The sequence below is a fragment of the Pseudomonas sp. BTN1 genome, from assembly GCF_001907715.1.
GTDB lineage: Bacteria > Pseudomonadota > Gammaproteobacteria > Pseudomonadales > Pseudomonadaceae > Aquipseudomonas > Aquipseudomonas paracarnis.
The window spans coordinates 20,390-38,213 of the sequence record NZ_MPBM01000052.1 but is presented as its reverse complement, the minus strand read 5'-3'; the positions used below and the strand labels follow the sequence as shown (position 1 = coordinate 38,213).

Sequence of the window (17,824 nt, the reverse complement as noted above, 5' to 3'; positions counted from 1 at the left end):
TTTTTCAACGCCTGCCTACGGCGTTCATCGCCTGGGCCAGGCGCCGCGTGGCTTGCTGGATTTCATCCCGGTCGAGGGAGGCAAAGCCCAGGCGCAGCGCGTTTACCGGCTGGTCGTTGGGTGAAAACTGACGACCGCTGCGCACCACGACGCCGTGGTCCAATGCGGCGCTTGCCAACTTATCGACGTCTATTTCTTCCTCGAAACGTACCCATAGCGCCAAGCCCCCCTCGGGTTCGCGCACCTGTATGCGAGCGCCAAACGCCTGGTCCAGGCAGTCCTGCAGCACGGATCGGCGCGCCCGATATTCTTTCGACACGCGGCGCACATGCTTCTTCAACTCCCCGTCATTGATCAGGTCTGCCAGCATGGCTTGAGCGACCGCGTCGGCATCGCCCAACATCAGCGCGGCATTGCGCTGCAGGGCTTCAATCACAGAGGTGGGCGCGACGATATAGCTGCAGCGGAACGTCGAGCCCAGCACTTTGGACAACGAGCCGATATACAGCACATGGCGTTGGGCGCGGTCACTGGCCAGCGGTAGGTAAGGGCGGCCACTGAAATGATATTCGTGGTCGTAGTCCTCTTCGATAATGCACAAGTCATGCAGCGCGGCCAACGTCAGCAAGTGTTGCCGGCGGGCGGCATGCAGGCTCACGGTGGTGGGGAACTGGTGATGGGGCGTGAGGTAAATCATGCGCACCTTGTGCTCACGGCATAAGCGCTCGACCTGGTCGGTGCGACAACCTTCATCGTCGATGTCGACCGTGACCAACTGAGCCCCGAGCTGACGGAAAATTTCCCAGGCCGGTGGGTAGCTCAAGCGTTCCACCAGTACCACGTCGCCGGGCTTGAGCAGCAGGCTGGCGCTCAGGTACAGGGACATCTGGGTGCCCTGGGTCAGGCAGATATTTTCGGCAGTGACCGTCAGCCCACGGTTGTTACGCAGCATCTCGGCCAGGGCACAGCGCAAATGATAGCCGGTGCCCTCACTCCCGTAACGCACGGTATTGGAGGCGAAACTGTTGCGCAATGCATGGCGATAGTAACGGTGCAAAACGGCCTGGGGCAGCAGGCGGTGGTCGCTGGTGCCGTTGTCGAAAAACAGCGCGCCGTGTCGATGCTCAAGCGCGACCACTTGGGCGTTATGGGTGAAATAGGGTACCGCTGGTTGGTGCAGTAACTGCGGTGCGAAAGACGGTTGTGTAACGCTGGGCAGTTGCGTGGGTGTCAACTGCGCATTGACGAAGGTGCCACGGCGCGGCTCGCTGATCAGCCAGCCCTTGGTCATGGCTTCTTCGTAGGCCAGGATCACCGTCTTGCGGTTGACGTCGAGCAAGTGTGCCATTTCCCGCGTGCCCGGCAGTAACGTCCCGGGCGGCAGGCGGCCTTCGAGGATGGCATTGACCAAGCCTTCGGCGATCTTGCGGTAAGTCGCCTGGCTTGCACCTTCTTCAAGCCGGAGCAGTGGACGCCATTTACGCATCTGGACCATCTGAAGTATCCAAATCTGGAGGTTTTAATGGGCCTAGTCTAGCGCAACAATCAAGCCTTACTTATCCCGAGGTCTTTATGAATAAACGTCATGTCATCGAACTGTCGCCCTCGGGGAAAACCTTTGAAGCGGGCGATGAACTCTTGCTCGACGCCATGCTCGCCAGCGGCTTGGCCGTGCCGTTCTCCTGCCGCCGTGGCGCCTGCGGTTCGTGCAAGGTGGTGGTCGCCGAAGGTGCGTACCGGGCCAAGCGCCTTGCGCCGGGTGCGCCGGCGCCTTCTTATCCTCTGGCAGCCAATGAAATGTTGTTATGCCAGAGCCAGGCCTGCGGCGACATGTGCCTGCGTATTCCCGGCTGGTCGCTGGATACGCCCGCGCTGGTAGTGGCGGCGCAAGTGCATAGCAAGCGTGCGCTGGGCCCCGATGTGATCGAGTTGGTATTGATACCCGAAAGCCCAGTGGCGGTGCGGCCTGGTCAATACCTCAAGTTCCGCCTGGCGGACGGTGACACGCGCTGCTTTTCGGTTGCCAACCTGCCCGCCGATGATGAAGGGCGGTTGATCTTCCAGATTCGAAGGGTGAGTGGCGGGTACTTTTCCGAGGGTATCCTGGGTGATCTCGGCGCGGGTGAGCGTCTTCACGTGGAAGGGCCGTTTGGTGCCTGTACCTGGCAGGACGATGAGGCGGCGCCCGTGGTCCTATTTGCCACGGGCACTGGTTACGCGGGCATCAAGCCTATCCTGCTGACCGCGCTCAAGCGCGATGTCGAAGTGACGTTGTATTGGGGTGGCGCGCAATCGGCGGACTTTTATGACAGCGCCTTCCTCGACCACGCGATGCTTGAGCATCCCCGTTTTCGCTGGCATCCCGTGCGGTCATCAGAGGGCAGGGTGCAGGAGGTTGCATCGGGTCACGGGCATCGCTGGGAGCAGGTCCAGGTGTATGCGTGCGGTAATGGTGCAATGCTCAGCCAGGTGCGCACCCATTGCCTTGAAGCGGGGTTGCCGAGCCACCGGTTTATCGCGGAGGCGTTTGTTGCCAGTGGTCGGTCAAGTGCGGAAACGGTTTCCCTGTCGTTCGACCCGGTCTGGGAGAAAGTCGGCCCGCGTTATTCCTTGGACGGCATGTTGGCTGCGCGGGAAAAATCCATGCGTGCCCTGGGGGCCATTGCCAGCCAGTTGAAGATCGGCATGACCACCGGCGAGGCCCTTGAGATGGCCGCAAGGCAACTGCAGGCCATGGGCGCTTCGCACACCTGGCATCCGACCTACATTCGTTTTGGCGCCGACACTGTGCGCCCACCGCGCGAGGGTGTTGATCGTCAGCGCAGGCTGCGCGCTAATGACATTGCCGTGGTCGATCTTGGCCCGGTGTGGGATGGCTACGAAGGGGACTATGGCGATACGTTTGTGTTCGGCGATGCGCCGTTGCACCAGTCCTGCAAAACGGCCGTGCACGAAGTGTTTGATGAAACACGCCAGGCGTGGCTGCGTGGCCTGACTGGGCGTGAACTCTACGACTTCGCCGAGCAGAGCGCCCTGTCCAAAGGCTGGAGATTGGCACGCAACCTGGCAGGGCACCGCCTTGCAGATTTCCCCCATGCGTTGTTCGAGAGCAAAGTGTTGGCTGACCTGGAGATCCCACCGAGTGAAATGGCCTGGGTGCTGGAAATACAGCTGTGCCATCCCACTGAGTCGGTCGGTGGTTTCTTTGAAGACATGCTGATGTTGCAAGGCTGATGTTGCCAAGTTGTGCTTGGCGCGATAGCCCTGCAAAGCGAGATCTCACCCACACCGCCGATCTCCTGTGGGAGCTGTCGAGCTTTAGCGAGGCTGCGAAAGCGGTGGTTCAGGCGCTAAAGAAGTTGCCTGTACCGCCGCCATCGCAGCCTCGCTGGGGCTTCAACTGGGTCAGAGCTTCGGCAATTGCCCGACGCGGCCCATCATTTCGGTGACGATCTGCAGGTCCAGCAAGAACTGTTCAACCGTCTTGAACTCACTGTCAGTGTGCCCGGTGTACTTCTCTTCCGGGCGGGCCAGGCCGAATTGCACGCCGTTGGGCAGGTCGTGCACCGAGGTTGCGCCGGCCGAGGTGCCGAACTTGTGCGCCATGCCCAGGTTTTCAGTGGCCACTGCCAGCAAGGCTTTTACCCATTCCCCTTCAGGGTTGCGGTACATCGGCGTGTCCAGCGAGTAAGTGAAGCTCACGTTGACCTTGGCGTTCTTGTCCCAGGTGTTCAGCTTCTGCTCGATTTGCGCCTTGAGCGCCTCCGGGGTTTTACCTTTCGGTGCGCGCAGGTTCACGGCCAGTTTGAAGGCTTTGTCATCCTGCCCCACAAACGTCAGCGAGGTGGTCAACGGCCCCATGAAATCATCCGCGTAGCCCACACCCAATTTGCCGCCCAGGTAATCCAGGCCCCAGTTGTCGGCGGCATACCGCGCGGCATCGGTGATGTGGTTGTGCTGGAGGGCAACCTTGCCGTCGAGGCTGTGGATCAGTTCCAGCATACGCGCCACCGGGTTGACCCCGGTTTCAGGCTCGGAGGAGTGAGCGGATACGCCGGTAACCGTGAGTTTGACGTCCTTGCCATCGACCTTGGCCGTCACCTGGAAATTGCCACCATTGCGCTTGGCATAGTCGTCACCGGCCTGTTGCAAGCTGGCGGCCAATTCGGCTGGCGTATCGCTGACCAGCGTGGCCACCGAGGCCGATGGAATCTGGTTGTTCGCCTTGCCGCCGGTCATCGCGATGATTTGCGCGCCTTTGCCTTCGCCCTTGCGCACCGGGAAGGTGGCCATGACCGTACCCGAGCCTTTCTCGGCGATCACCACCGGGTAACCGCCATCCAGCGCCAGGTTGTATTGCGGCACGGGATTGCGTTCGAAGTAGTAAGGAATGGCATCACCGGCGGTTTCTTCAGTGGTGTCCACCAGCAGCTTGAACGTGCGCGCCAATGGCAGTTTTTCTTCCTTGATGACTTTCATGGCGTACATCGTCACCACGATGCCGTTCTTGTCATCCTCGGTACCGCGGCCATACATGCGGTCGCCAATCAGCGTGACCTTGAACGGGTCGAGTTTGGTACCGTCTTGCAGCACCCAGTTTTCCGGAGTCACGGGCACCACATCGGCATGGGCATGCACACCCACGACGTCATCACCGCTGCCCTCCAGGGAAATTTCGTACACGCGATTATCGACGTTACGGAAGTTCAGGTTGAAGGACTTGGCCAAGGCCTCGATCTTCGCCGCGATCTTGAGGAATTCCGGGTTTTTATACTGTGGCAGGCCGTCCACGTTGAACGTGGGGATTTCCACGAGTTCGCGCAGGGTTTCGAGCGCGGCTTTGCCGTACTTCACGCGGGTATAAATGCCCAGCAGGCGATTGATCTCGTTCTGCTGCTCGGCGCTCAGGGGTTTGTTGCCCAGAAACGCGCTGATAGCAGGGCCGGTGTCAGCCGATTTGCCCAGTTCGCTCTTGGCCAGGGTGCCGAGGAAACTGCGAAAATCGGTGGCCGAGTTCTCGCTGAAATGCTTCAGGATGGCTGCGCTTTGGTCTGCGGTGATGTTTGCGGATGCGGGAGTGGCAACTGCCGACAGGCTCGCGGCGAACAAGGTGGCAGCCACCAGTTTTTTCAGTGGAAAGTGCATGGTTAAAGGCATTCCTTTGCAGGTAGTGAGTAGGAGGTTTCTGATGGAAGAGTCAGAAACATTTCCACACACTACCATTACTCAGGTGCCCAAGGTCAATGCTGGCCAGGATGGGCCGCGGGATACTCCTCCGTCACGCTCAAGGCTCTAGCGTAAGGCCCATCCCACAGTTGTTCATGCAATTGGCCTACGCGCTTGGCCATCGCCTCACTGCGCATCACCACCTCCAGATTGCGCGAATTATCCAGGTAGCCGCCCAACCAATTGCTGGTGCCGACCCACGCCACTTGGCCGTCGATCTCCATGGTTTTGCTGTGGATCACCCGCGCATAAGGGATGAAGCCTTGCTTGGCTTCGGGCAGGGTGACGATCTTGATCTCGACATTGGGCAGTACCGCCAGGCTCTTGAGATAAGGCAGTTCCAGCGGGTCGGTGTTCCAGTTGGATACCATCAGCTTGATCAACACGCCACGGGCAGCAGCAGCGCGCACGGCGTTGTCGATCACCGCGTAGTACGGCCGGGTTCGATCCGGTCCGTAGGACAGCGGCGCGTAGTCGAGCAATTGCACGCGTACTTCTTTTTTGGCTTCGCCCAGCAGGCGCGGCAGTTCCAGCTGTGAGTCGCCCACGCCGGGCGGGTTGTAGCGTTGCGGGCTGGCCACCAGGTAGTTGCCGGTACGTGCGGGTGCCGGGCCGCTGGCGGGTAGCGGCACCGGTTGTTTACCCGCCAGCGCGGCCTGGGCTTGCCAGTCTTGCTCGAAGATCGCCTGCACCTGGCCCACCACCGTTTCGTCAGTGATGCGCAGCCCGGTTTCGTGGATATGCTCCAGGGCGCGCCAGTCGAAATTCTGACTGCCGACAAACGCCTGCTTGCCATCCACCAGCAGGTACTTGGCGTGGATGATGCCGCCGCTCAGTTGCCCGTAGGGCAGCACGCGCAAGGTCAGGTTGGGAATGGCGCGCAAGCGTTCCAGGGTGGCGGCATCCGACAGCTTGATGCCTTTTTCTTCGAGCAGGAAACGAATCTTCACGCCGCGTTTGCCGGCGGCTTCCAGGTGTTCAAGCACCGTGTTCATCACCGAACCAGGGTGGTCCGCGGCGTAGAACTGGCCGATATCAATGCGGCTTTTGGCGCCGTCGAACAGCTCGATCCATACCGGGCCGGGCTGGCGCAGATCGTCGGTGCCCAGGGCGGTGTCCACGGGTACGGTATGCACCAGTTCAAAGCCTGGAATGGAAAAGTCCGCCTGGGCCAGCGGACTGAGGAGCAAGCCGGTCAGGCCGGCGATACGCAACTTCATCGAAAGGGACATAAGCGTCTCATCGCACCAAAGGAAAAGGCGAGCGCCCAAGGCGCCCGCCCTGTAGGTCAAGCCGTGCGGCTGTGCAGCGGGGTGGGCACGCGATGGGGCACTTCATCCTGTGCGCGGGCACCGGTGGCGGCGCGGATCAACAGGATCTTCAACTGGTCGTTGATGCGCTCCAGGCTGTCTTGGAAGAAGTTGTGAAACACCACGCAAAACAGTGCGATGGCGATACCTAATCCTGTGGCGAACAACGCCGTCCCGATACCCCCGGATATCTGCCCTGGGTCCGACACGCCTGCGGTGGCCAGTGCCTTGAAGGTGTCGATGATGCCGAGAATGGTGCCCAGCAGGCCCAGCAGCGGGGCGGCGGTGGTGATGGTCTCGATGATCCACAGGCTGCGGGCCAGTGGGGCGCGCGTCTTCAGGTACTGGGTATCGATTTCGTCGTCCAGGTCTTTGCGCGAACCGTGGGTTGCCTTCTGGGCCAGCACCGGCAAGATCATGTTCAGCGGCAGGCTGTCGCGACGGGTCAGGTTTTCCGGCAGGTCACGCTCGCTGTGCACATTGGCGCCCAGGGCGTCGATCAATGCGCGTGCCTGGCGGCGTACGTAGGCGAAGTAGATACCGCGTTCGATGGCGATGAAGATCGCAATGGCCATCGCCGCGTACATCACATAGAAGGTGACGTCGTGGAGCAGGTTCATATCCATGATGGTGTTCCTCTTGGGGTGAGTCTTAGAAATTCGCTTCCAGCGAAACCGTGACGGTACGGTCCAGGCCGACGATGTACGCCGGGTCGCCATCGCGGAAGCCGCTGTAGCTGGCCGCGTTGGTCTTGGTGGTGTACACGCCGTCCAGGTATTTCTTGTCGAACAGGTTGTCGACGTTCAGGCGCAGGGTCGCGTCCTTGACCACCTTCTTGTCCACCGGCAGGTAAATACCGGCGCCGAGGTTGAACACGGTGCGACCGGAAATCGCCTCGTCGTTGGTCAGGTCGCCGTAGAGCTTGCTGGTGTACTTGCCGCCGAAGGTGCCGTAGAAGCGCCCGTCGTCATAACCGATGTTGGCCGCCAGCATGTTCTTGGGCACGTTGGCGAACTGCTTGCCGCTGGTGGGCAGCACGATGGGTTTGCCGGCGTTGTAGACGGTCAGGTCATCCTGCTGCTCGGCCTTGGTGTAGGTGTAGGAGGTGTAGTAATTGAAGTGGTGGGGCAACTGGCCGCTCCACTCCAGCTCCAGGCCTTTGTTGACCACGGAGCCGGCGTTGATGTCGGCAAAGTCGCCGTTGATGTCCCGGGACGACACCTGGCGGTTCTTGAAGTCCATGTAGAACAGGGTGGCGGCCAGGCTCATGTCGTCGCCGCTGTAGCGCCAGCCCAGTTCATGGTTCCAGCTGGTTTCCGGCTCGGCGTCGATCGAGCCGGCGCCTTTGTCGTAGAGCACGTAGTTCTGCGGCACGCGCATGTTGCGCGACACGCTGTAGAACAACTGGTCACGCTCGTCCAGCTGGTATTTCAGGCCGGCGTTGGGCAGCAGTTTGTTGTAGGTCTGGTTACGTTTTTCCGGGCGTTCGTTGAGGCTGCCGTGGTTGGTGCCTTCACGCTCGACGTTCATGTAGGCCAGGCCTGCGATGAAGGTCCAGTCCGGGTTGATGTACCAGGTGTCCTGGGCCCAGACCTTTTGCGCTGGCGTCACGGTGAAACGGTCGCGGCCCTGCACGGTGTTGCCGTTGGCATCGACGATGGCGCTGTTGGAGTCCGGCCAGGTGTCCACTGGCTTGCCGTTGCTCTTGAGCGGAATGAACGGCTGGGTTTGACTCTGGCGTGCGCGCTCGTACCAGTAGCCGAATTGCAGGCTGTGGTCGCCAAGGTCCCAGGTCAGCTTGGTGGTGATACCCGGACGCCAGGTTTGCGTGCGTGAAGGGCGGTAGTACACGCCGCTGTTGGGTGTGCCGTCGGCGTTGTATTGGGCGGCCGTGGGCAGGTTGCCGAGGTCGAACACACCGCCCTGGTTGGAGCCACGGTTGAGGGCATAGCTGGATGAACCGACGCCGCTGCCATTGCCCCAGTAGTAATACGGGATCACGGACAGCGCGAGGTTATCGGCCAGTTTGAACTGGGTGTTGAGCACGGCGGTGAAGGTCTGGAACGGGTTCTGCGCCAGGGCGTAATAGCTGTTGTATTTGCCGTTGCTGCCCACGCTGGGGGTGGCAGGGTAAGGGTCGTACTTGCGGCCATATTGCTGGAACTGCGCCTTGGTCAACTGGCTGTAACTGTTGTTGTCCTGCTCGTGGTACTTGAGGATCAGGTTGGCGGTGTTGCCATTGCCGGCGTCGAAAAAACTGTTCCACTCCACCTTGTCCGCGCGTACCGCGCCCGAGCCGCGCCACATTTCACCTTCTGTGTGGGACACCGACAGCCAGTTGCTCAGGCCGTTGATTTCGCCGGTGTTGAGGCGGGCAAAAGTCTTGCGCGTGGCGTTGCTGCCGACGACCTGTTTGACGAAGGCACCGGTTTCCTTGGTCGGGCGAATCGTGACGATGCCAATGTTGCCGCCGCTGGAACCAATGTGCGGGCCGTCGGATTCCGCAGCGCCCTGGGTGACGAAGATCTGGTCGATGTTTTCCGGATCGCCCAGCAGGTTGGAATACAGCGCGTAGTTGCCCGAATCATTGATCGGCATGCCGTCCACCGACATGCCCACCTGGTCGGAGTTCATGCCGCGCATGGCGAAGCGAAAGCCCGACAGGCCAGTGTTGTCTTCACTGGAGATGTTCAAGCCGGGGGTGTACTTGAGCTTGTCGATGGCATTGCCGGTGGCCGCCTGTTTATCCAGTGCTTCCTTGGTTACCGTGGAGCGGCCCTTGATGCTTTCCTCCGGCACCATGTAACCGCCTCCTGCGGTCGCCTTGCCTTGTACCCCAATGGTGCCGACGTCACTGTCGCTGGTCTCTGCCATGACCATTCCCTGGGTCATGCTGGTCGCGGCCACTAGTGCCAGATGAATACGGGTGAACTTCATCACTGTCGTCCTGGTGTCGGGTGCTTATTGCACGCTGTAGTTGAAGGTGGCGGTGAAGCGCTGCTCATTGCGCCCCCCGAAGGCTTGCTCGGGGAACGGTTTGACTTGCTTGATGCGACGCAAGCTATTGGTGGCGGCCCGGTTGAGCAGCATGCTCGAGGCTTGGGTTTGTAAACCCGAGTCGAGGACACGGCCTTGACGGTCTACCAGCAACCACACCACCACCTCGCCGCTCGGGCGTTCGAGGGACGCCTGGCGCCCGGTGGGGTACTGCTTGTAGGTGTCCAGTTCGTTGCGCAAGCCTTTGAGGTAACCGCTTTCCAGGGCCTGGCCATCGACCTTCGGTGGCGCCGGTGGGGCAGGCGTCGGTGCCGCTTGGGTGACGACGGCCGGGGCTGGCTTGGCGGCCACCGGTGGCGGCGTCGGCACGGGCTTGGCGACCACGGGGGCAGGCTTGGGCACAGGTTTTGGCTTGGGTTCAGGTTTGGGTTTGGGCAGCGGCTTGGGCGGTGGCGGCGGGGGCGCCGGCTCGGCCTCTTCCTCTTCGATCATCGGCGGCGGCGGTTCTTGCTCCAACACCGGTTCCGGTATGACTTGCGGTTCCGGCTCGACCAAGGCCAATTCGACCGCCGACTCGTCATACACCGGCTCGACCTTCAATGTCTGGGACTGGATACCCAGTGCAATCAGCACCAAGGCGATCAGGGCCGGCACACTGCCCAGCAGCTGACGCACGCGAAACAGAGCGTACATGGTCAGGACTTACGCGTAGCAATGGACACGGAGGTGAAGCCACCCAGGCGCAGGGTGTCCATCACTTCCACCAGGCGCGAAACCTCCACGCCTTTGTCGCTGTTGACGATGATCGTCGACTTGGTATCGGGCTTTTCGGCCGCCTTCAGCGCCGGCACCAGGGCCTCCACCGTCAGGTCCTTGCCGTCCAGTTGCAACTGGCCTTCCAGGCCCAGGGTGAGGATGAATTTGTTTTGCGGCTTGAGCTGCTGCGAACTGCTGGCGCTGGGCAATTGGGTCTTCATGCCGAGCGCGGGAATCACGTTCAGGCTCACCAGTACGAAAAACACCAGCAGGAACATCATCACGTCGATCATCGGGATCAGCTCGATGTGCGCCTTGCGTTTCTTGGGTTCGTCCCAGGTTCTCATTCCGTTACCCCGTCATTGAATTAGGGGCAAAACGCTAACAGCCAAAAATGACCGATTGGTTAACTTTAATTGACCGTTTAGAGGCTCTAGGACGAGTCTTTCAGAAAACTTACCGGTCAGTTTTCGGGCGTAATGAAACTGACACTCGGGGCATTCATGCTTGAGAAATTTATCTTGAGAGCCGGCTCCCATGCCCACTGCACTGCCTCAATTGACGACCCCGCGACTGCTGTTGCGCGCCCTGCAAATGCATCAGGCGCAGGTGCTTTTCACGCTTGCCAACGGGCCGAAAATTGCCGACAACACGGCGAACATTCCATCGCCCTACACCCTGGAAACCGCCCAGGATTTTATTGCCGGGGCCGCCGACAAGTACCGCACTGGTGAACTGCTGAACCTGGGGATGCATGTGCGCGGCACCGACGAATTGGTCGGCATGGTCAGCCTGCGCATCAATGCTCGCCATCACTATGGGCACTTGGGTGGCTGGGTGGCGGCGCACTGCCGTAACCAGGGGTATGCGGCAGAAGCGGCGAGCGCGGTGATGGATTTCGGCTTCGAGGCGCTAGGGTTGCAGCGCGTGGGCAGCCAGTGTTTCGCGCGCAACAAGGAATCGGCGCGGGTCATGGAGAAGATCGGCCTGCGCTATGAAGGCTGCATGCACCAGGCGTTCCTGAAGAACGGCGTGTATGAGGACTTGCTCGGGTTTGCCAGCGTGCGTGATGACTGGGAGCGCTGCTTGTGAGCGGCGACGTCGACCACGGCCGACGCCGGGTCCTCGGCGGGTTGGTGGTCGCTACCGCCTTTTCCATCCTCAGCCCGTTTGCGCGCAGTGCCGGGGTGGATTATCCGTTCACCCTCGGCGTGGCTTCCGGCGACCCGTTGCCAGATGGCTTTGTGATCTGGACGCGCCTGGCGCCGTTGTTCAACGCCGCGGATGGCCGTGGCGGCCTGAGTCGCTCGGTGCCGGTGCGCTGGCGGGTGGCCAGCGATGCGGCGATGACGCGCATTGTGAAGCAGGGCGAAGTATTGGCGACGCCGCGTTTCGCTCATGCGGTGCATGTCGAGGTGGCGGGGCTGGCGGCAGATCGGCCGTATTGGTACCAGTTTGAAGGGCTCGGTGCGCAGAGCCCGGTGGGCCAGTCGCGCACGATGCCGCCGTTGCAGGCCATGGCCTCGGCCCGGCTGGGGTTTGTGTCCTGCTCGCATTGGGAGCGCGGTTACTTCAGCGCCTACCGACACCTTGCCGCCGAGCACCCGGACCTGGTGTTTTTCCTCGGTGATTACATCTACGACAGCTCCTATGCGGCGGAGTCGGGCAAGGTGTTTCGTTCTCACGGCAGCGGCAACGCGCAAAGCCTGAGTGATTACCGCAACCGCTACGCACTCTACAAGACTGATCCAGACCTGCAGGCCCTGCACGCCGCAGCCCCTAGCATCGTTACCTGGGACGACCACGAAGTACAGAATGACTACGCCAACCGCTGGTCCCAGGACCCGAAAGTGACGGTGGCGCAGTTTCTCAAACAACGCGCGGCGGCTTATCAGGCGTTTTACGAACACATGCCCCTGCGTGCCAGCAGCGTGCCGAAGGGGCCGGACATGCGCATTTACCGGCGCCTGGATTACGGCCGGCTTGCGCGTTTCCATGTGCTCGACGGTCGCCAGTACCGTTCCGAGCAACCGTGCATCGCGGCCAATGGCAGCCACCAGGGGCATATTGTCACCGCCCCCTGCAGCGACCTGCGTGACCCTGGCCGCACGTTGCTCGGCTGGCAGCAGGAAGCCTGGCTGGATCAGGGCTTTGCCCAGTCTGGAGCGCAGTGGAATGTGATCGCACAAGACCTGCTGGTGGCGCCGCTGATGCAGCGTGACCTCACCAACCATAAGCTTGGCCGCTGGACCGATGGCTGGGATGGCTACATGGCGAACCGCTCACGGATGCTGGCGTCGATCGTGCGCAATCGCGTGAAGAACCCGGTGTTCTGGGGAGGGGATATTCATTCGTTCTGGGCCACCGACCTGCATGCCGACGCCGACAGGCCGGACTCGGCGGTGGTCGCCACCGAGTTTGTTGGCTCGTCGGTGACCTCCGACGGCCCGCCCTATGACGCGTTCATGAAGATCATGCCGCTCAACCCCCATGTGAAGTTTTTCGACAGTCGCCAGCGTGGGTATGTTTCGGTGGAGTTGGCGGCCAATAGCATGTTGACGAATTTTCGTGCGATCAGTGATCCGCGTGACCCGGCGGCGACGGTGTCGACGTTGAAGTCGTTCGTGGTTGAGCCGAGCAGGGCGGGGGCGATTGCCGTGTAGCCTGTTTCTTTGGGGCGATCCAATGTGGGAGGGGGCCCCCGATAGCGGTGTGTCAGTCACTGCATCTGCTACTGCACTAACGCTTTCGCAGGCAAGCCAGCTCCCACAGGGGAACTGAGCTTAACTGAATGGCATTAAGGCAAGCCTCCTCCCGCATTGATTTCATAGCGCACCGAGAGCGCGCCTTTTTTCTCCGACAACGCCAGGATCGTTACCTGGCCCAGTTCGCTCAGCGCTTGAACATGAGTGCCACCACAGGCGTAAGCCGGTAATTCGCCGAAGCCGACTTCGCGGGTGCCATCTTCCAGCGTCATATAGCGGGGATAGTCGGCGGCGATCCATGTGTTGACCCACTGCTGGAGCGTCTGCGCATCCATGTCTTGCGCGGTCTGGCCACGGATAAAGGTGATCTTGCCTTCGCCGGGCCAGTGGTGAGCCTTGATCGGCATCCAGCCCAGGCGTTCGCCGGCATTGCCAATTAAGTGCCCCGCCGAATGCAGACGAGTGTGCAAGGCGCGCCGCTGTGCGTCGACTCGTGCAATGGCGGGTCCTGGTTCCAGGGGCTGGTCGACGTAGTGCACCACCTGTTCGGCTTCCTGCACGACCCGCAGTACCTGGCTATCGCCGAGCCAGCCGGTGTCGAACGGCTGGCCGCCGCCTTGGGGATGGAAAATGGTCGACTGCACAATCACGGCGAATTGCTCTTCGTGCGGGGTGCAACTGAGCACTTCCAGCTCGGCCGTCAGGTGGTCGTGGGTAAAAAACAGGCGCTCGGTCATCATCTACATCCGCATCAGGGTTCTGTGGGCAGTATAAATAGTGCGCAGATGGGTGATAATCCGCTCAATTATCAATGGACCTGTGCGTCATGAGCATCAATCTTCCTTTACCGTTATTGGGTGAAATGGCGATTTTCGTCAAGGTCGTGGAAACCGGCAGCTTCTCCGAAGCGGCGCGGCAACTCAGCGTTTCACCTTCGGCGGTGAGCCGCAGCATCTCGCGCCTGGAACAAGCCCTGGCCACGCGCCTGCTGCAACGCACCACGCGCAAGCTGCGCCTGAGCGAGGGCGGCGAGGAGGTGTTCAAGCGTTGCCAGGAGATGGTCAATGCGGCGCGCTCGGTGATGGAAATCAGTGGGCAATTTACCCATGAAGCCGAGGGGCTGGTGCGGGTCAGTGTGCCCAAGGCGGTGGGGCGATTTGTGGTGCACCCGCATATGCCGGAATTTTTGCGGCGCTATCCCAAGGTGGATGTGCAATTGATCCTGGAAGATAGGCATGTGGATTTGATCGACGACAACGTCGACTTGAGCATCCGCATCACCGACAGCCCACCGCCAGGCTTGGTCGGGCGCCAGCTGTTGCCCATCGAACATTTGTTGTGCGCGACGCCGCAATATCTGGCCGAGCACGGTACACCGAGCCATCCCCATGATCTGCTTGGGCACAGTTGCATTTATCTGGGTGAAACACCGGGAGATTCACGCTGGAAGTTTCGCCAGGCTGGCAAGGCGGTAACGGTCGGCGTACGCGGCCGGTATGCGGCGAACCACACCGGGGTGCGGCTGGAGGCGGCGTTGCAGCATGTCGGGATTGCCAGCTTGCCGTATTTCACCGCGCGGCATGCATTGGAAGCGGGGGAGTTGGTGCAGGTGTTGCCGGGGTGGGATTTTATTGCCTCGTACCATGGCGAGGCGTGGCTGCTGCATTCGCCCACACGGTACCTACCGCCGAAGTTGCGGGTGTTTATCGATTATCTGGTGGAGTGCATGGCCAAGGAGCCCACGCTGCGGCGGCGGTAGGAGCGCGGTTGCTCGTTCCCACGCTCTGCGTGGGAATGCCACCTTGGACGCTCCGCGTCCTGCCTTTATGCCTGTACACGGGTGACGCAGAGCGTCACAGGATAGGTTCCCACGCAGAGCGTAGGAACGAGCATAGTCGTCAGTGTTTGCTCTGGTCCTGAGGCATCGCCAGCAGCTGTTTTTCCTGGTTCCAGTCGAACGGTTCGTCGTTCTGTTCGGCTTCATAGCGACGTTCTTCCAGGGCCTGGTACAGGTCCAGTTCTTCGTCGGGCATGAAGTGCAGGCAGTCGCCGCCAAAGAACCACAGCAGGTCGCGGGGCACCAGGTGGGCGATTTGCGGGTAGCGCAGGATGACCTGGCTCATCAGGTCCTGGCCCAGGTACTGGCTTTCGATCGGGTCGATTGGCAACAGGGCGCGCAGTTCGTCGAAACGCTCCAGGAACAGCGAGTGGCTTTCCTCGGGTACCTGTTCGGCTTCGCCGACGGCAACCAGGATGCTGCGCAAGTGGTCGAGCAAGACGAGATGATCGGCAACGACGTTGGACACGAGATAAGGCCTCTAAAGCAAAAACGGGCGCGAGAGTATAAGCCTCTCGCGCCCGTTTTTATATGACCGCTCGAATCAGCGGACTTTACCTTCTGCCTGCATCAGCTCTTCCTTGCTGAAATCATCCACGTCGATCACCTTGCGTCGCGCCGCCTCGGCATCGCGCAGGGTTTGCGCCTCGGCCGGTTGCAGCACGCCGGCCTGCAGGGCCGCGTCGATGGCATGCTCGCCGGCAGCCGGCTTGACCTGGCCGCTTTTGAGCGCGCTGTGGAGTTTTTTCTGCAAGGGGTGGCTGGCACCGAGCAGGTCGTAGGCATGTTGCAGGGCGCCCACGGGATCTTCTGCTGATTGCGGGCGATAACAGCCGGCCAGCAATTCTTCCAGGGTCGGGTCGCCCTTGGCGCGGCCGATCACGGCTGCCACTTCGGCATCCAGCGCATCGGACGGGCCGGTATGACGACGCCCGAATGGGAACACGATCACCCGCAGCAGGCAGCCCAGCACCTTGTTCGGGAAGTTGCTCAGCAGCTCATCCAGTGCGCGTTCCGATTCGCCCAGGCTTTCTTCCATGGCCCACGCAAATAGCGGCTCCAGATGGTCCGGCGAGTCCAGGTCGTGATAACGCTTGAGCGCCGCCGAGGCCAGGTACATGTGGCTCAGCACATCACCCAGGCGGGCGGACAGGCGTTCGCGGCGCTTGAGTTCGCCACCCAGCAACATCATGCTCAGGTCGGCCAGCAGGGCAAACGCAGCCGCCTGGCGGTTCAGGGCACGGAAGTAGCCCTGGCTCAACCGGTTGCCCGGGGCTTTTTCGAAGTGCCCGAAGCCCAGGTTCAGCACCAGGGTGCTGGCGGCGTTGCTGACGGCAAAGCCGATGTGTTGCATCAGCAGGCCGTCGAATTCCTTCAACGCCTGGTCATGGTCTTCGCGGCCGGCCAGGGCCATTTCCTTGAGCACGAAGGGGTGGCAGCGAATGGCGCCCTGGCCGAAGATCATCAGGTTACGCGAGAGGATATTGGCGCCTTCCACGGTGATGAAGATCGGTGCGCCCTGCCAGTTGCGGCCCAGGTAGTTGTTGGGGCCCATGATGATGCCCTTGCCGCCGTGCACGTCCATGGCGTGGCTGATGCACTCACGGCCACGCTCGGTCAGGTGGTACTTGAGGATCGCCGACAACACCGACGGCTTCTCGCCCAGGTCCACGGCGTTGGCGGTGAGCATGCGCGCACTGTCCATCAGCCAGGCGTTGCCACCGATGCGTGCCAGGGCTTCCTGGATCCCTTCGAAGGCCGACAGCGGTACGTTGAACTGTTCGCGCACCTGGGCGTATTGGCCGGTCACCAGGCTGGTGAACTTGGCAGCGCCAGTGCCGACGGCGGGCAGCGAGATCGAACGGCCGACCGACAGGCAGTTCATCAACATCATCCAGCCCTTGCCGAGCATCTCCTGGCCACCGATCAGGTATTCCAGAGGGATGAACACATCCTTGCCGGAGTTGGGGCCGTTCATGAAGGCGGCGCCAAGCGGCAGGTGACGACGGCCGATTTCCACGCCAGGGGTGTCGGTAGGAATCAACGCGAGGCTGATGCCCAGGTCCTCTTCCTCACCCAGCAGGTGGTCTGGGTCATAAGCCTTGAAGGCCAGACCGAGCAAGGTCGCGACCGGGCCGAGGGTGATGTAGCGCTTTTCCCAGTTCAGGCGCAGGCCGAGGGTTTCCTTGCCTTCCCATTCCCCTTTGCAGATCACCCCGGTGTCAGGCATGGCGCCCGCATCGGAGCCGGCCAGCGGGCCGGTGAGGGCGAAGCACGGAATGTCGTCGCCGCGGGCCAGGCGCGGCAGGTAGTGGTTACGTTGTTCGTCGGTGCCGTAGTGCAGCAGCAGTTCGGCGGGGCCGAGGGAGTTGGGGACCATCACGGTGGAGGCCAGGTCACCGCTGCGGGTCGCGAGCTTCATGGCAACCTGGGAGTGGGCATAGGCGGAGAAGCCCTTGCCACCGTACTCCTTGGGAATGATCAGGGCGAAGAAACCATGGGTCTTGATGTGTTCCCAGGCTTGCGGCGGCAGGTCCATGGCCTGGCCGATTTCCCAGTCGCTGACCATGGCGCAGAGTTCTTCGGTGGGGCCGTCGATGAACGCCTGCTCTTCCTCGGTCAATTGCGCCGTGGGGTAGGCCAGCAATTTGTCCCAGTCGGGGCGGCCACTGAACAGTTCGCCATCCCACCATACGGTACCGGCATCGATCGCATCGCGCTCGGTCTCGGACATCGGCGGCAGCACTTTCTGGAACCAGCTGAACAGCGGCTTGGTGAAGTATTGGCGGCGCAGGTCGGGCAGCAACAAAGGCGCGGCCACCACGGCCAGGAGCACCCAGAAGATCAGCAGCAGCCAACCCGGTGCGTGGCTCCAGGCGCCCATCGCCAGCAGGTAGACGGCGACCACGCCCAGGGCGGGCAGGGGGGCAGTACGGCGGTGTGCCAGGTAGGCAATGCCGACCACCAGCACCAGTATCCACAACAACAGCATA

14 protein-coding genes are annotated in these 17,824 nt (G+C 61.4%); 4 read left to right on the top strand and 10 right to left on the bottom strand.

Translation table 11 applies throughout. The features are described 5' to 3' along the window. Window positions 1-4 precede the first annotated feature (4 nt). On the bottom strand, window positions 5-1,495 hold the full coding sequence (locus tag BMH52_RS24230; RefSeq protein WP_073845313.1) for a PLP-dependent aminotransferase family protein: 1,491 nt from the start codon (window positions 1,493-1,495) through the stop codon (window positions 5-7). A gap of 77 nt (window positions 1,496-1,572) precedes the next feature. Between BMH52_RS24230 and BMH52_RS24225 the strand changes: the two genes are divergently transcribed. Next, entirely contained in the window at window positions 1,573-3,234 is a 1,662-nt protein-coding gene (locus BMH52_RS24225; RefSeq protein WP_073845311.1) for a M24 family metallopeptidase, read from the top strand. Between the two features lie 171 nt (window positions 3,235-3,405). Here the strand turns inward: BMH52_RS24225 and BMH52_RS24220 are convergent, their stop codons facing one another. The 6 genes from BMH52_RS24220 to BMH52_RS24195 all read right to left on the bottom strand — a co-directional run bounded on the left by BMH52_RS24220 (window position 3,406) and on the right by BMH52_RS24195 (window position 10,636). Then, window positions 3,406-5,145, bottom strand: coding sequence for a dipeptidase (locus BMH52_RS24220; RefSeq protein ID WP_073845309.1), 1,740 nt, complete (start codon window positions 5,143-5,145; stop codon window positions 3,406-3,408). A 95-nt stretch (window positions 5,146-5,240) separates the two neighbouring features. Beyond that, on the bottom strand, window positions 5,241-6,458 hold the full coding sequence (locus tag BMH52_RS24215; RefSeq protein ID WP_014717770.1) for a phospholipase D-like domain-containing protein: 1,218 nt from the start codon (window positions 6,456-6,458) through the stop codon (window positions 5,241-5,243). Window positions 6,459-6,514: 56 nt separating this feature from the next. Beyond that, window positions 6,515-7,162, bottom strand: a complete 648-nt coding sequence (locus BMH52_RS24210) for a MotA/TolQ/ExbB proton channel family protein (protein ID WP_003190096.1) — start codon at window positions 7,160-7,162, stop codon at window positions 6,515-6,517. Window positions 7,163-7,187: 25 nt separating this feature from the next. Beyond that, on the bottom strand, window positions 7,188-9,473 hold the full coding sequence (locus BMH52_RS24205; protein WP_073845307.1) for a TonB-dependent receptor: 2,286 nt from the start codon (window positions 9,471-9,473) through the stop codon (window positions 7,188-7,190). A gap of 24 nt (window positions 9,474-9,497) precedes the next feature. Then, on the bottom strand, window positions 9,498-10,226 hold the full coding sequence (locus BMH52_RS24200) for an energy transducer TonB (protein ID WP_073845305.1): 729 nt from the start codon (window positions 10,224-10,226) through the stop codon (window positions 9,498-9,500). A gap of 2 nt (window positions 10,227-10,228) precedes the next feature. Next, window positions 10,229-10,636 carry a biopolymer transporter ExbD gene (locus tag BMH52_RS24195; RefSeq protein WP_014717774.1) on the bottom strand — a complete coding sequence of 136 codons (408 nt, stop codon included), beginning with the start codon at window positions 10,634-10,636 and terminating at the stop codon, window positions 10,229-10,231. A 190-nt stretch (window positions 10,637-10,826) separates the two neighbouring features. Between BMH52_RS24195 and BMH52_RS24190 the strand changes: the two genes are divergently transcribed. Together BMH52_RS24190 and BMH52_RS24185 are read left to right on the top strand one after the other, a co-directional pair. Further along, entirely contained in the window at window positions 10,827-11,381 is a 555-nt protein-coding gene (locus BMH52_RS24190) for a GNAT family N-acetyltransferase (protein ID WP_073845303.1), read from the top strand. Next, window positions 11,378-12,952: an alkaline phosphatase gene (locus tag BMH52_RS24185; protein WP_073845301.1), complete on the top strand. Its 1,575-nt coding sequence runs from the start codon at window positions 11,378-11,380 to the stop codon at window positions 12,950-12,952. Before BMH52_RS24190 ends, BMH52_RS24185 begins: the two co-directional genes overlap by 4 nt. Window positions 12,953-13,086: 134 nt before the next feature. Here BMH52_RS24185 and BMH52_RS24180 read toward each other — a convergent pair whose 3' ends face one another. Then, window positions 13,087-13,731 (bottom strand): hypothetical protein, encoded by a 645-nt coding sequence (locus BMH52_RS24180; protein ID WP_019817272.1) that lies wholly within the window; start codon window positions 13,729-13,731, stop codon window positions 13,087-13,089. 89 nt (window positions 13,732-13,820) lie between these two features. Between BMH52_RS24180 and BMH52_RS24175 the strand changes: the two genes are divergently transcribed. Beyond that, window positions 13,821-14,753: a LysR family transcriptional regulator gene (locus BMH52_RS24175; protein ID WP_014717778.1), complete on the top strand. Its 933-nt coding sequence runs from the start codon at window positions 13,821-13,823 to the stop codon at window positions 14,751-14,753. Window positions 14,754-14,892: 139 nt separating this feature from the next. Here the strand turns inward: BMH52_RS24175 and BMH52_RS24170 are convergent, their stop codons facing one another. Then, a complete protein-coding gene (locus BMH52_RS24170) occupies window positions 14,893-15,300 on the bottom strand; it encodes a PA2817 family protein (protein WP_003190109.1) in 408 nt (135 codons plus the stop codon). Between the two features lie 75 nt (window positions 15,301-15,375). Further along, window positions 15,376-17,823 carry an acyl-CoA dehydrogenase gene (locus BMH52_RS24165; protein ID WP_073845299.1) on the bottom strand — a complete coding sequence of 816 codons (2,448 nt, stop codon included), beginning with the start codon at window positions 17,821-17,823 and terminating at the stop codon, window positions 15,376-15,378. Window position 17,824 lies beyond the last annotated feature (1 nt).

Excerpts from the sequence above, each read along its gene's own strand:
- BMH52_RS24195 (WP_014717774.1), bottom strand. The coding sequence starts at position 10,636 with ATGAGAACCTGGGACGAACCCAAGAAACGCAAGGCGCACATCGAGCTG.
- BMH52_RS24220 (WP_073845309.1), bottom strand. The coding sequence starts at position 5,145 with ATGCACTTTCCACTGAAAAAACTGGTGGCTGCCACCTTGTTCGCCGCG.
- BMH52_RS24200 (WP_073845305.1), bottom strand. The coding sequence starts at position 10,226 with ATGTACGCTCTGTTTCGCGTGCGTCAGCTGCTGGGCAGTGTGCCGGCC.
- BMH52_RS24205 (WP_073845307.1), bottom strand. The coding sequence starts at position 9,473 with ATGAAGTTCACCCGTATTCATCTGGCACTAGTGGCCGCGACCAGCATG.
- BMH52_RS24230 (WP_073845313.1), bottom strand. The coding sequence starts at position 1,495 with ATGGTCCAGATGCGTAAATGGCGTCCACTGCTCCGGCTTGAAGAAGGT.
- BMH52_RS24190 (WP_073845303.1), top strand. The coding sequence starts at position 10,827 with ATGCCCACTGCACTGCCTCAATTGACGACCCCGCGACTGCTGTTGCGC.
- BMH52_RS24225 (WP_073845311.1), top strand. The coding sequence starts at position 1,573 with ATGAATAAACGTCATGTCATCGAACTGTCGCCCTCGGGGAAAACCTTT.
- BMH52_RS24215 (WP_014717770.1), bottom strand. The coding sequence starts at position 6,458 with ATGTCCCTTTCGATGAAGTTGCGTATCGCCGGCCTGACCGGCTTGCTC.
- BMH52_RS24165 (WP_073845299.1), bottom strand. The coding sequence starts at position 17,823 with ATGCTGTTGTTGTGGATACTGGTGCTGGTGGTCGGCATTGCCTACCTG.
- BMH52_RS24175 (WP_014717778.1), top strand. The coding sequence starts at position 13,821 with ATGAGCATCAATCTTCCTTTACCGTTATTGGGTGAAATGGCGATTTTC.
- BMH52_RS24210 (WP_003190096.1), bottom strand. The coding sequence starts at position 7,162 with ATGGATATGAACCTGCTCCACGACGTCACCTTCTATGTGATGTACGCG.
- BMH52_RS24180 (WP_019817272.1), bottom strand. The coding sequence starts at position 13,731 with ATGACCGAGCGCCTGTTTTTTACCCACGACCACCTGACGGCCGAGCTG.